This window comes from Tritonibacter litoralis (assembly GCF_009496005.1).
GTDB lineage: Bacteria > Pseudomonadota > Alphaproteobacteria > Rhodobacterales > Rhodobacteraceae > Epibacterium > Epibacterium litoralis.
In genome coordinates, this window is sequence record NZ_WIBF01000006.1 from 153,260 (window position 1) to 166,408 (window position 13,149).

Genomic DNA, 13,149 nt, shown 5'->3' on the forward strand with positions numbered 1-13,149 from the left:
ACGCATGGCTCTTTCGGATGAGGTCAAAGCCCGGGTTTCGCTGCGCGAAATTGTAGAGCAAACGGTGACGTGGGATCGGCGCAAGAGCAACCCCGCGCGCGGGGAGTATTGGGCACCCTGCCCGTTCCACGGTGAAAAGACAGCCTCTTTTCACATCACAGAACCCAAGGGGCACGGCGGGCAGTTTTACTGTTTCGGCTGCGGGTCCAAAGGCTCGGTCATTGATTTCATCATGGCCCGCGACTCCATTCCCTTCACAGCCGCTGTGCGCGCGTTGGCGGATCACGGCAATATTGATCGCACAGCAGATCCCGCCCGCATCGCCCGCTTTAAGGCTGAGTCCGAGGCACGCCAACAAAAGGCAGAGGATGAGGCAAAGGAACTGGCAGAGCGGGGCGTTACGCAGGCGTCCCGCATCTGGCGGGCATCGCTTGCCGATCACCCGACGCTCATCACCTACCTCGAGCAAGGCCGGGGTGTAAGTGTTGCCGCACTTGGCGGTATCCCCCCAACGCTACGCCTGCACCCGGATTTGCCATGTTATGAGGGCGACGGCGGCAAACGCCCCCGGATCGTGCATCGCGGCCCCGCCATGGTTGGCTTTATCGGTCGTGACCGGTTGGTTGGCGTCCACCTTACGTGGGTTGATCCCGTCAATCCAGCATTGGGCCGGGCGCGTTTTGCGAATGGCATCAAGGTGCCCAAGAAATTCAAGGGCCGCACCGGCGAAATCTGGGGGCAGCCGGTGGTGCTTTCAAAACCTGAGGGCACACTTGTTGTTGCGGGTGAGGGCATTGAAACCACACTGGCGGTGCAATCTGCCACGCTTGTAAAAAATCCGGGCTTTGAGGGGCGATTTGAGGCGGCGCTTTCGCTGGGTGCCTTGTGTGGCCCTGAGGCCAAGACCGGTGCTCGACGCGGCAAGAGCGCGCGCACCGGCAAAACACTGCCCTCCCCCATCCCAGACCTTGAGTCCCCGCGCCCCGGTTGGCTCCCCCCGGCGGGCGTCACCCGCGCAACAATCCTTGCCGACCCAAGCACCAAGTGCCCCGAAAGCGCCCGCCTCAACGCAGAGCGCGCCGAGGCAAAAGCAGCACACCATTGCCCCCACGGCGCGCGCCTCGCCATCCCGCGCGGGCAATGGGATCACAATGACGATTTTGCAGATCTAGCCAAGAAAGGTGAACTCAATGCCTGATACCTCTACACGCCTCGGAATCCCGTTCCTGCAGGCCGCTCAAGCGCAAAAGCATGTGACCGTTAATGAGGCACTGACCACGCTGGATGCGCTCACAAATATGGTGTTGCAGTCCATTTCCACCGCGACCCCACCTGCCATGCCAGAAGAAAGCCAGTGTTATTTTGTGCCCGACAGCCCAACCGGCGATTGGGCAAATGAAGCGGGAAAAATCGCGCATGTCTTTAATGGCGGCTGGCGTTTTGTCACGCCGTTGACCGGCATGCGTGCTTGGCTTGCGGATGAGGACAAGGCGGTGGTTTGGAATGGCAGCGCATGGCAGCCGATAACAACCATAAGCGCCGCCAATGGAGCCACAACTAAAACCGATGTGGTCACCGCGTCCCACACCGTTACAGCCGGGGCCACAAACGACACCGGGCTGATTATTCCTGAGCGCTCAATCCTGTTTGCAGTTTCCGGCACGGTTTCCACCGCGTTTTCAGGGACATTGGCAAGCTTTGCGGTTGGCCTGCCCGGGCAAGAGACGCGCTTTTCCAATGGGCTTTGGATCGGGCAAGGATCAACTTTTGTTGGCCCCAGCACGCCAGAGGTCATTTGGTCTGATACCCCGGTCCGACTTTCAGCCGAGGGCGGTGATTTCACTGGTGGTGAGATCAACCTTGCTGCCCACGTGATGCGCTTCACCGCGCCATTTTAATCCGCGACCGATCAACGTAATGAAGGAAAGCGCAAAATGACACCCGAAGCCCATCAAAAAGCCTCTGAACTTCTGAGCCAAATCAAAGCCATCCAGTCGGCAATTCACTACTGGACCGAGGTTATCAAATCGCCGCAGGAATGGTTGCGCAAGGGTGATGCCGCGCAGCCCAGAAGTGCTTACGAGTACCCCGACTACGCATTCCCGGCGCAAGCGACACCAACCGAGGATGAATTCAGCTCCCTCAAAACCGCAGTGCTCAAACGTCTGCGGCGCGAATATGAGCGCCTAAAAACCGAGTTTGCTGAGCTTTGAGCTTGAGGCTGCGGCGCGTTCCAGCGTGCCGCGTCCCTCACCGCCGAATAAAACCACAAACCGGAGGCTATACCCATGGAAACAGCAGGCACTATTGTTTCCCATCAGCGCGCCACAGAATTGACGCTTGATGAGCGGCTTGAGCTTGAAATGAATGATGAAGACAATGCCGCCCGCATTCTGTCTGTCTATGGCGAGGAGTTGGTTTTTGTATCGGGCAAAGGCTGGGCGGTTTGGGATGGCACCCGGTATTCGTTCCGGTCGGGTCACCTTGCTGCGCGCGAGATCGCGCATAAATTGCGCCAACTGGTCCTTGAGGAAGCCGATTACCTACAGCGCACCCTCAATCCCAGCGACAAGGAAATTGACGATTTTATTGAAGCAATGGCCCGCAAGCGCCCGCCCATTTTTGTGAGAACGCCAGAGGATGCCCGCCGCATGATGGGCTTTGCGGCTTCTGCAAAGCTGCGCCAACACGCCACAAAATGCGGCAACGCGGCCAAGGTCAAAAGCGCCCTGGAGACATGCGAACACCAGCGCCGTGCCGAAGTTGAAGATATGGACGCAGACCCGTGGACATTGGTCTTGCCCAATGGCGCGCTTGACCTGCGCGCCGTGAAGGGCTGGGAAAAGCCATTGGCGGCAACTGAGGCTGAGGTGATCGCCAGCAAGATGACGTGGCTGCGGGAGACCGATCGCGCCAAGCTCCCAACAAAATGCGGCGGTGTACTGTTTGACCCTGCCTCCACCTGCCCGGGGTGGGAAGAATTTATAGAACTCATCATCCCCGACCCCGCCACCCGCGCATGCACAAAACGCATCTTTGGCGCGTTCCTTTTTGGCGAAAACCGGGCACAGATCTGCGTTTTCTTGCGCGGCCCGGGCGGCAATGGGAAGTCCACATTGCTGAACACGCTGGCGCATGTCTTGGGGCGGCGGGACGGGTACGCCGCCACTTGCAAGGTAGAAATGTTTCTTGATACCGGCAACCAAAGCCCCTCAGGCGCGAACCCTGAGGAGGTCGATTTGCCCGGTGCCCGGGTCTATATCGCGACCGAGCCGGGCGCACGCGATGTTTTGAGTGCAAAGAAGGTCAAAGGGCTTACGGGCGGTGACCGCCGCATGAGCCGGGGCAATTATCAAGACCCGTTTTTCTGGACCCCAACCGGCATCCCGGTCGTATCAATCAACAGAACGCCCAAGATCAAAGATGAGGATGAGGGCACAAAGCGGCGCTTGGTCTTTATCCCTTTTGACGTGAACTTGCGCGCCCTGCCGCCCGAAAAACAGCGCTCTCAGGGTGAGGTTGAGGCGGAATTGCGCGAGGAAGGAAGCGGAATTTTGAACTGGCTGATTGAAGGCTTTCAAGAGTTTATGCAACGCGGCATTGATCTGCCCGAACCTATGACCCGGCTGAAAGAGCAACTGCTTGAAGCGGCTGACCCTGTGGGGGTTTTCCTTGAGGAAATGACCACGAAAGAGACCAAAGGCCGCCTGTCTGTCAGCGACTTCTACAAGGTGCATGAGGCATGGTGTGAACAAGAGGGCCGCCAGCTTTACCAAATGAAGACCGTGGGTGACATCATGGTTGAAAAGGGCTTTGAGCGTGGCCCGGTGCGCGGTCGCTCGCATTGGAAGGGCTTGGAATGGAGCGTTGCCGCTGCCGATTTGGTGGAACGTGAAACCGGTGTGCGGATCAGCACAGCACGCGACGTGAGCGATGATAACCCACCGCCGTTTTGACCGCCTTTATCCCTCCCCGCGCACGTCACCTCCCCGCCCCGCGCCCCGGGTGAGGGGGTGAAAAAAGGTCACCCCGAATGAGAAACAGGGCGTGGGGAAAGCGGCCCCCGCCGTGGTCCGGCGGGGAAGGGATATGCGAAAACGGCAAATTTTGAAAACTTACCTCACCCTCTTCACCACAAGGTCACCCTCTTTTTCTCTTATAAGTAATTGAAATTATTGGGTGTGGTGAAGAGGGTGAAGAGGGTGAGTGTCGCGCTATATGGGCGAATTTGTCTTGTAGCCGAAAAAATAGAAATCAATGGGGGTTGGTTCACCCATCCCACCCGGAAAAGGGCAAGTATGATGGCCAGAAAAGGTAAGAAGCGTCCAGCACCCAAAGTCACGCTACCACCGTTTACGTGGGACACCGAAGCCACTTTGTCTGATGGTGGCACATACAACCTAGCGCGCCCGGCTGTTAGGCAGGACAACATTGAAACGCTTGGCGTAGAGGATGATCGCATCGTGTCGCACCGTGCGCGCGTGTGGCGTGTCAAGCAACCCCCGGTCTTGCGCATCCTGAACCCAGCCGCAAAGGCCGCTGTGCTGGATTACGTGGACGTGTTCGAAACGGTGCATTCCTCAGGTGGCACCAGTGACCCTACAGGTGGGGGTGGCGGTGGGGCTGGTGCGCGCGGCCCCAGCCTCCGTGCCATCACCGCCGCAGAACGCCTGCGCACAATGCACACGGCACTTGAGGGGGGTGAAATGATAGTGCCAATCAAGGACGCGCAACGCCAAAGGCGTGGCCCGCGCACAGCCCGCATTGCGTTACGCCAGCTTGTACAGTGGGCCGCCATCGACGAAATGAACGGTGCGGAGATCCTGAAAAAAGCAGGTGCTGCGCCTTCAAATGAGATCGCACAAGATGCCGTTACGGTTGCGGTTGCTGAGATCGGAACCCGCCTTGCGGTCTGTTGCGGTTATATGCCCGCCGCAGAACTCACTTGCTGAAAAAACGCAACGGCCCGTAGGCTTGAGATATAACCCTTGGCATCGTCAAAGAGGTGCGAGAGGCGATCAGCAACAGCGCTAGCCCTCTTGGAGACACCCCCAAGTCACCGGTGGCGCAATCACAGGTTGGTCAAGCTGGTCAAACCGGGGCTTGGGGGTTTGGGTAAGAGAGGCGCCCGCCTTGGATCTGAGAATTAAAAACAACATCAGGGAATTTCGGCGTGGCCTCAATGATGTGGCACAGCGCCAAATCCCATTCGCGCTAAGTCTCGCGATCAACGATGTGTTGAATGAAATCCGCAAGAATTGGGAAAAGCGCTTGCGCCGCGCGATTGATCGCCCCACCCCATTCACCTTGAGGGCCTTTTCAGTGCGCCGTGCAAGCAAACGCACACTCACCGGCACGGTGTTTGCAAAGGCCATACAGGGCGAATATCTCAAACACCTTGAAGATGGTGGCGACCGCAGACCTGCGCGCCGGGCCATCCTTGTGCCGGTGGGCCAGCGGCTCAATAAATACGGGAACATGCCACGGGGCGCGGTTGGCCGTACCCTCAACAGCCAGAAGGTTTTCAGCGGAAAACCCAAAGGGCACCGCCGGGCTGGCATCTGGCAGCGCAATAAGCGCAATGGCTCGCTGAAACTCTTGATCCACTACGCTGACCGCGCGCGCTATGCGCCGCGCTTAAAGCTGGTGATGGGGGCCGCAAAGACTGCCACAGCCCGAATGCCCTCAGCAATGCTCAAGGCAATGCGCAAAGCGGTAGGAAGTGCCCGATAGGTTCTTTCCAGCCGCACGCCACATGGGTAATTCGCGCGCATGTGTGATTTGTGACTTTCTGTTTCTGGGCAACTTGCACTTTGGGTTGTGGTTGTTGTTTTTCCATTCGGTAAAGGACGGTTTGCAATGACAGATCAGACGCAAGATCTGCGCGAACTAACCAGCGTTGAGGTCGAACTTGTAGAAACCCACCCGCTGCCCGAAGGGGTGCCCGACGCTTTGGTGAATAAAGCACAGCTTGAGGTTGGGCTTGGCGTATCTGGCACCACAATTTCAAACTGGTTGCGCCGTCCAGACAATCCTTTGCCCTTTGAAGATGCTGGAACAAATGGGCGCTCCTATCAATTCCGCCTCTCTGTAGCATTCGCTTGGATGAAGGCAATGCGGGCTGAGGAAGAAAGCGCCAAGGCGGCAGGTGATGCCGCCACCGCCCAACTTTCCATGGCCCTGCTGGGTGGCGAGTCTGCTGCTGGGTCATCTGGGAAAATGAGCCTTTCAGATCAGCGCAAACTCATTGAACTTGAGGCGTTGCGGCGTGTTGAAGCGACCAACCGGCGCGAGCTTGTGTGGATGGATGACGTTGTGGCGGCGTTTGAGGCTTACAACGAAACGGTGCGCGATGCGCTTGATGCGCTGCCCGACAAATTGGCACGTGCCCTTGGCCTTGAGGGGCGTGACTTAGAAAAAGTCGAACGTGTTTGTGATGACGTGCTTGAGGGCGCGGAAAGCAAAATCGGGGAGTTAATCGACAATGGCGAAAGCGAATGACGCCCTATTTGATATTGAGCCGCTACCGCCGTTCTCCCGCGCTACAAAAGCAATTCGATCCGCCTTGCCCTCAATTCGGCCACGGGCGCGCGTCTCGGTTTTGGATACCGCCCCGCGCCGCCTGATCAAAAGCGGCGGCCAATGGGTAAAGTGGCGTCCAGATGTAGCGCCTTACATGAATGAACCGATGGAGGTTGTCACATCCAGACGGTTTGACAGCATTGCCTTTGTTGGCCCGGCGCGGTCTTCGAAGTCTGAGGGCTTGGTTATGAACCCGCTGGCCCATGCAATCCTTGCGCAACCGCGCGTGGTCGCGGTGTTCAGCCCCACCAAGGGGGCCGCGCAAGAATGGTCAGAGGGTGCGCTTGATGAATTGATCAAGAACAGCCCCGATTTGCGCGAACGTCTGGCCAAGGGTAAGGGCGCAGATAACGTTTTTACCAAGAAATTCCGGGGCGGGATGCGGTTAACGATTGACTGGCCTGTCAAAGATAAGCTGGCGCAACGTTCTATCGCTTTGGTGGTCGGCACTGATTACGATGCCTTCCCTGCTGATATCGGTCGAAACGCTGAGGGGATGGGAGAGGGCAGCGCCTTTGGCCTGATGCGCAAACGCACCGAGGATGCGGGTTCCCGGGCTATGACGATCATCGAATCGTCACCGCGTTACCCGGTGATTGATGAAACATGGACGCCAAGCACACCACATGAGGCCCCGCCGGTCAGTGGCGGTATCGTTCCAATTTACAACAGCGGGTCGCGTGGTCGGCTGTATTGGCAGTGCCACGATTGCCACGAACATTTTGAACCTCGTTTTGAGAGGCTGCAATTCCCGGAGGCGGGGTCACCACTTGAGCGCGGCGCGGCTGCATATATGGCCTGCCCCCATTGTGGCAGCGTTATGGAGGCGCGCCACAAAGCTGAATTGAACCTTGCTGCCAAATGGCTGCATGAGGATACAAATGGAGAGTTGGTTCCCTTGGCGGATCTGACCCGCGAGGTGGCAACCGCATCCTATTGGCTGCCCGGCCCCGCCGCAGCGTTGGCCCCGTGGTCCCGCATTGTCAGCCGTCACATCGAAGCTGAGGAAGAGCACAGCAAAACCGGTGGTGAGGGCGGTTTGAAATCGGTCACCAATACCGAGCTTGGCTTGCCATACCTGCCGCGCGCGCGGTCTGTTTCAGCCGGTCTAACCGTGGAGGTTCTAAAAGAGGCCGCCACGGATCACGCATGGCAGGTTGCACCGGAGGGCACCGCCTTTCTCACCGCCGCCATCGACGTACAGAAAGGGAAATTCGTTTGCCAAGTGGAAGCTTGGACGCTTGACCTTGAGCGTGTGGTCATTGACCGTTTTGATATCGTCAACCCGCCGGAGACGGCCCCACACCATGAAGGGCGCGGCATCCGGCCCGACCGATATGGTGAAGATTGGGATGCCATTCTCCCGTTGATGGAGAAAACATACCCATCCGCCACCGGTGGCTATGCGCTGAAAGTCTTGGCAATTGTGTGCGATCTGCGCGGCGAACCGGGGGTCACACCACGGGCGCGAGACTTCTACCGAAAGTGCCGTCTTCTACACCCGAACCGGTTTTATCTGGCCATGGGTAAAGGTGGTGATAGGCCCCCACGCGCCGCGTTGAAATATCCAGACACAGCACACCGTGGCAAAGAGCATGTCGCGCGCGATGTACCGGCCATTGAGGCGGGCACGGACAAGCTGAAAGATGAGGTGGCCGCCTCGCTCATGCAGGAATTCGGCGGTTCGAGAAAGTTGAACGTGCCGAAATACGCCTCGCATGAGGTGTTTGAAGAATTTTGCGCCGAACGCCGCTATGATGACGGATGGGCAAAACGCCCGGGCGTTCAACGCAATGAAGCCTTGGATCTTAGCGTTTACAGCCTTGCCCTTGTCATCGTGCTGGAAGCTGAGGCGATCAACCGGGAAAATCCGCCCCTCTGGGCACTGCCCGGCCCGGGCAACCTGATGGCCATCACCTACACTGATGAGGATGGCCAGACCAAAACAGGCACCCTCACTGAACCGAAACCCACCCCCACTGAACAGCCCGCAAAGGCACCTCAGTGGAAGGTGAAGCGAGCAAGGAGAAAGTGGTAATGGCTCTCAACCGTGCTGAAATCATCGGCAATCTTGGGTCCGACCCGGATGTGCGCAGTTTTTCAAATGGTGGCAAGGTCGCCAACCTCAGTATCGCCACCACACGCAAATGGCGTGATCGCCAATCAGGCGAGACGCGCGAAGAAACAGAGTGGCACCGCGTTGCGATCACCGCAGAGGGTCTTGCAGGGGTTGCGGAGCGCTACCTCAAGAAAGGCTCCAAAGTCTTTATCGCTGGACGTCTGCGCACGCGCAAATGGCAAGACCAAAATGGCCAAGACCGGTACAGCACCGAGATTGTTGTATCTGGATTTGAGGGCACGCTTGAGATGTTGGGCGGCCCGCGCAGCGGTGAGGGCGATCAGTCCGGCGGCGGATATGGCAGCCAGCAGGGTGGCGGTTACGGTGGCGGGTCTAGCGGCACCCATGGCGGCACGGGTGGTGGTTCTTCAAACCCCATTGATGACGATGAAATCCCGTTTTGATGGGGGGCGCTGAACTGCCCGACCTACTGGCGGTGATTATAACCTTTGGGTTCTTTTTATTGCTGCCAACACCCCCCACCGGTGGAGATGATAGATGACAAATGAAACGAACATCCCGTCGCAGCTTGTTGCGGGTGACAGTTGGGCTTGGTCTGATGCTCCCGCTTTCGCATCGCACCCGCCCCCGGATTGGTCACTTCATTACATCTTGCGGCCCGTCACTGGTGGTGACCCGATCACCATAGTGGCGAGCCATGGCGAAACCAGCTTTGTGATCACTCATCCTGCATCTGAAACCCAAAGCCTTGCGCCCGGGGAATATGAATGGTCTGCGCTGGCCTTTAACGCTGGTACAGGCGACCGCGCCCGGCTGAGCGTCGGGCGGATCTGCATTTTGCCAGATCCCTTGCAGGCGACAGGTGATCAACGTAGCGGCGCTGAGCGCATCCTTGCCGCAATTGACGCAACCCTTGAAGGGCGTGTGAGTAAGGATGCTGAAAGCTACACGATTGAAGGCCGCAGTATCGCCCGCACGCCGATAGAAGACCTGACCCGGCTGCAGTCCATCTATTCCCAACGGGTCGCGCAAGAGCGCAACCCGGGCGGATCACCTATCCAATATCGGAGGGTCTCGTTTTGAAGCTTTGGCCTTTTGCACGCCGGTCTGAAAAACCGGCCTCCCCGCCTTCTCACCGCCGTGAACCCGCCCTATCGACACGATCATACCGCGCGGCCTATCCCGACCGTCTTGCGTCTGGTTTCAATATCTTTGGCACCACAACCCGAGATGAGACGCGCCGTGAGATCCGTGGTCTTGTTGGTCATTCCCGGCATGCATCCCACAATTTCGACCTTGCACGGTCCTATGAAATGCTTATCCGCCGCCATGCAATTGGTCCAAGCGGTATTCGCTTACAGATGAATGTGCGTGACCCAAACGGGTCGAAGGACACCCGCGCGAACGCCACTGTTGAGGCTGCATGGACGAAATGGGGCAAAAAGGGTTCACCAACGATCTGCGGCAACCTGTCTTGGTGGGGGCTGGAATGCCAAATCGCCACCGGCATTGCACGTGAAGGCGGAGCATTTATTCGCATGTATGAGGGGCGCGGCTATGGTCCCTTTGGCTTTCAGGTGGAGCCGGTGCTGTTTGACCGGCTTGACTTGGATCTGACGCAAGCCCTGCCCGGCGGCAACTACATTGAGGCCGGGATTGAGTTTAATCAAAATGGCCGCGTGCTTGCTTTCCATATTTGGAACAAACCCCAATCAGAAGCGCACCACGGCACCGCCCGCATCCGCGAACGGGTGCCCGCTAAGAACATGATCTATGTGGTTGTACCTGAGGAAATTGGCCAAGTCCTTGGTGTTCCTCGCTCATCCACGGCGTTGCGCCTCCTCAATATGATTGAAGGCTTTCAAGAGTCGGCCATGGCCGCCGCGAACTATGGCGCGGCGCAGATGTTGTTTTTCGAACAAGAAAACGCGGGCCAACAACTCAGTGCAGCTCATGAAAATACGCCTATTGACGAAATCGAGGCGGGCACCATTGGAATGCTGCCCCCGGGCGTCAAAGCGACTTGGAGTCAAAGCAAGTATCCAGATCAGGCGGTTGAGCCATTTATCTGGCACATGACCACATCAGCCGCCGCCGGGCTTGGTGTGGCCCCGGAAAGCCTCACCGGCAATATGAAAAACTCATCTTTCGTGACACTGCGTGCGGGCAAAGGTGAGGAACGCGACGAATGGCGCATGTTGCAGCGCGCGATCTATGAGGGCTTGCACGATCAAGTTTTCTCAAGGTGGCTGCACCTTGCGCTGCTAACGGGTGCGCTGGCCTTGCCAATTTCCAAATTCGACAAATTCAACGCGGCGACATGGCGACCACGCGGATGGGCAAGCGTCAATCCAAAGGATGACGCCAACGCCAACGCCACTGCTTTGGCAAACGGGGACAAGTCCCTGACCGAAATTTGCGCCGAGCGTGGTCGTTCCTTTGAAGATGTGCTGGATGAACGCGCAGCAGAAGTGGCCGCGTTCCAAAAGCGCGGCTTGCCGGTGCCTGAATGGCTTGGGGTGCTGGATGAGGGCACGCCGGGCGATCACGACCCACCACAAAAGGAGTGACAGCATGAGCCTTAAAATTCCGGCATTCGCCCATCGCATGGGTGAGATCACAGGGGCACCAGACGGTGCCCCTTCTGATTCCCGGGAGGTGGAAATCTCATTCTCAAGCGAAACGCCATACAAGCGTTACAACTTTGAGCGTGAGGAAAGCTTTCTGGAAGTTTTGGGGCACGGTGAGAGTGAGGTTGACCTAACACGCCTCAACTCTGGTGCTGCCCCATTGCTGAAAGATCATAAGCCCGTTCTTGACGCCAAAATTGGTGTTGTGGTTCGGGCGTGGCTGGAGGGGGCACGCGGCAAAGCGTTGGTCCGTTTTTCCAAATCCCCCGCCGCCGAAGACGTCCTTGCCCGGGTTCGGGATGGGGACATTACTTGTGTGAGCGTTGGATACGCCATCACACATGCAGAGCGGATGCCTGAACAGGACGGGCACCCGGTCGTGCGCGTCACCCGTTGGGTGCCAAAGGAAATCTCTTTCGTCGCCATTCCGGCTGACCCGACCGTTGGTTACGGGCGGGCAGATCAGAACGCAGCGGCCACCATCATCATCACCGAAAAGGAGGCAGAGATGCCGAACACCGCCACCACTGAAACCCGTGACGACAACCAAACGCCTGCAACCCCAGCCGTAGCAGCAGCGCCCGACGCGCCCCAACAGCGCAGCGAACCAGGCGTGGCTGACGCTCTCACCGCCGAACGCCGCCGCTCCAGCGAAATCATTGCGATTGGTGAGCGTTTCAACATGGCCACTGAAACCGTGCGCAACGCGCTGGACAAGGGCACATCCGTGGGTTCTTTCCGCGAAATCGTGATGGATCAAATCACGGAAACCAACACCGCCGAGCGCAACGCTTCACAAAATCACATCGGCCTCAATCAACAGGAAATTCGCGATTTCTCACTGATGAACCTTGTGCGTTACATGGCAAATCCATCTGATGCCAACGAACGTGCCGCCGGTATGGAAATTGAAGCGGCCCGCACAGCGGCCAACGAAAAGGGCGCAAACACCGAATTCACGCTGCCCACCGACATTCTATTTGACCGCAGCTTTGCAACGCGCGCGCAGAACGTGGGCACCCCGGCTGCTGGTGGCAATCTGGTTGCAACCAACCTGATGGCGGGTTCATTTATCGACACGCTTAAAGATGCAATGCCGTTGGCAGGGGCTGGGGCGGTTGTTCTGCCCGGTCTGGTGGGTGATGTGGATATCCCCAAGCAAACCGGTGATGTGACCGAATACTGGCTGGGTGAAGATGAAGACGGTACAGATAGCGAGATCACCGTGGGGACCGTTTCTCTCTCACCTCACACAGTTGGCTTTGGCACACCCATCACCCGCAAGATGATGAAGCAAGGCACGCCGGGCATTGAAACGCTGGTGCGCAACAGCATTATTTACACTGCCGCGCGCGCAATTGAACGCGCGGCTGTTCCGGGCCACGCATCCCCCAACGCCCCAACATCCGTGCGCTCTCAGATTGTTGCATCAGCGACCGACTGGAGCACTACTGATGAAATCACACGCCGAGAACTGGTTGGTATGAAAACCGCTGTAAAGTCTGCCAACGCGATGGGGTCCAATCCAAAGTGGCTGATGAACTCAGTTTCCTATGGCGGCCTTGAGGAACAACTTGACGGGAACGGCAACCCGCTGTTCTTCCGCAACACTGACAAGCTGCTGCAGTACGGCGTCAACGAAAGCAATGTTCTGGCTGATTTCGAAGTTTTCTTTGGCGTCTGGTCCAACTTGGTGATTGGCATGTGGTCGGGTCTTGACCTTTCAATTGACAAGGCAGCAAAGGCGGCATCCGGCGGCATCGTCCTGCGTGCCTTCCAAGATGTGGACTTTGCCTTGCGCCACATTGAGTCCTTCAAAATGGGCAAAAACGCCTAAGGCGCACAACCCCATGTAAT

12 protein-coding genes are annotated in these 13,149 nt (G+C 57.8%); all 12 read left to right on the plus strand.

Features of this window, described 5'->3' with window-relative positions:
• Positions 1-4 precede the first annotated feature (4 nt).
• The 12 genes from GFB49_RS11590 to GFB49_RS11645 all read left to right on the plus strand — a co-directional run bounded on the left by GFB49_RS11590 (position 5) and on the right by GFB49_RS11645 (position 13,129).
• Complete coding sequence (locus GFB49_RS11590) at positions 5-1,198, plus strand: CHC2 zinc finger domain-containing protein (RefSeq protein ID WP_153216036.1); 1,194 nt, start codon at positions 5-7, stop codon at positions 1,196-1,198.
• Positions 1,191-1,898, plus strand: a complete 708-nt coding sequence (locus GFB49_RS11595) for a DUF2793 domain-containing protein (protein ID WP_153216037.1) — start codon at positions 1,191-1,193, stop codon at positions 1,896-1,898. Before GFB49_RS11590 ends, GFB49_RS11595 begins: the two co-directional genes overlap by 8 nt.
• Positions 1,899-1,934: 36 nt before the next feature.
• Entirely contained in the window at positions 1,935-2,213 is a 279-nt protein-coding gene (locus GFB49_RS11600; protein WP_153216038.1) for a hypothetical protein, read from the plus strand.
• Between the two features lie 75 nt (positions 2,214-2,288).
• On the plus strand, positions 2,289-3,956 hold the full coding sequence (locus GFB49_RS11605) for a DNA primase family protein (RefSeq protein WP_153216039.1): 1,668 nt from the start codon (positions 2,289-2,291) through the stop codon (positions 3,954-3,956).
• A gap of 342 nt (positions 3,957-4,298) precedes the next feature.
• The gene (locus GFB49_RS11610) at positions 4,299-4,952 is read left to right on the plus strand and encodes a hypothetical protein (protein WP_194269328.1); all 654 of its coding nucleotides are present in this window, start codon (positions 4,299-4,301) and stop codon (positions 4,950-4,952) included.
• A gap of 370 nt (positions 4,953-5,322) precedes the next feature.
• Positions 5,323-5,733, plus strand: coding sequence for a hypothetical protein (locus GFB49_RS11615; RefSeq protein ID WP_153216041.1), 411 nt, complete (start codon positions 5,323-5,325; stop codon positions 5,731-5,733).
• A gap of 126 nt (positions 5,734-5,859) precedes the next feature.
• Positions 5,860-6,501: a DUF1441 family protein gene (locus tag GFB49_RS11620; protein WP_153216042.1), complete on the plus strand. Its 642-nt coding sequence runs from the start codon at positions 5,860-5,862 to the stop codon at positions 6,499-6,501.
• The gene (locus GFB49_RS11625; protein ID WP_153216043.1) at positions 6,485-8,620 is read left to right on the plus strand and encodes a terminase gpA endonuclease subunit; all 2,136 of its coding nucleotides are present in this window, start codon (positions 6,485-6,487) and stop codon (positions 8,618-8,620) included. The genes GFB49_RS11620 and GFB49_RS11625 overlap by 17 nt, the downstream gene beginning before the upstream one ends.
• Complete coding sequence (gene ssb / locus GFB49_RS11630) at positions 8,614-9,105, plus strand: single-stranded DNA-binding protein (protein WP_343032550.1); 492 nt, start codon at positions 8,614-8,616, stop codon at positions 9,103-9,105. The genes GFB49_RS11625 and ssb overlap by 7 nt, the downstream gene beginning before the upstream one ends.
• Before the next feature lie 94 nt (positions 9,106-9,199).
• The gene (locus GFB49_RS11635) at positions 9,200-9,745 is read left to right on the plus strand and encodes a hypothetical protein (RefSeq protein WP_153216045.1); all 546 of its coding nucleotides are present in this window, start codon (positions 9,200-9,202) and stop codon (positions 9,743-9,745) included.
• Positions 9,742-11,232 carry a phage portal protein gene (locus GFB49_RS11640; RefSeq protein WP_153216046.1) on the plus strand — a complete coding sequence of 497 codons (1,491 nt, stop codon included), beginning with the start codon at positions 9,742-9,744 and terminating at the stop codon, positions 11,230-11,232. The genes GFB49_RS11635 and GFB49_RS11640 overlap by 4 nt, the downstream gene beginning before the upstream one ends.
• 4 nt (positions 11,233-11,236) lie before the next feature.
• Complete coding sequence (locus GFB49_RS11645) at positions 11,237-13,129, plus strand: phage major capsid protein (protein WP_194269329.1); 1,893 nt, start codon at positions 11,237-11,239, stop codon at positions 13,127-13,129.
• Positions 13,130-13,149 lie beyond the last annotated feature (20 nt).

Bases quoted from the DNA above. Each gene is read 5' to 3' on its own strand.
- GFB49_RS11590 (WP_153216036.1), top strand. From the start codon at position 5: ATGGCTCTTTCGGATGAGGTCAAAGCCCGGGTTTCGCTGCGCGAAATT.
- GFB49_RS11600 (WP_153216038.1), top strand. From the start codon at position 1,935: ATGACACCCGAAGCCCATCAAAAAGCCTCTGAACTTCTGAGCCAAATC.
- GFB49_RS11595 (WP_153216037.1), top strand. From the start codon at position 1,191: ATGCCTGATACCTCTACACGCCTCGGAATCCCGTTCCTGCAGGCCGCT.
- GFB49_RS11635 (WP_153216045.1), top strand. From the start codon at position 9,200: ATGACAAATGAAACGAACATCCCGTCGCAGCTTGTTGCGGGTGACAGT.
- GFB49_RS11645 (WP_194269329.1), top strand. From the start codon at position 11,237: ATGAGCCTTAAAATTCCGGCATTCGCCCATCGCATGGGTGAGATCACA.
- GFB49_RS11625 (WP_153216043.1), top strand. From the start codon at position 6,485: ATGGCGAAAGCGAATGACGCCCTATTTGATATTGAGCCGCTACCGCCG.
- GFB49_RS11610 (WP_194269328.1), top strand. From the start codon at position 4,299: ATGATGGCCAGAAAAGGTAAGAAGCGTCCAGCACCCAAAGTCACGCTA.
- GFB49_RS11620 (WP_153216042.1), top strand. From the start codon at position 5,860: ATGACAGATCAGACGCAAGATCTGCGCGAACTAACCAGCGTTGAGGTC.
- GFB49_RS11605 (WP_153216039.1), top strand. From the start codon at position 2,289: ATGGAAACAGCAGGCACTATTGTTTCCCATCAGCGCGCCACAGAATTG.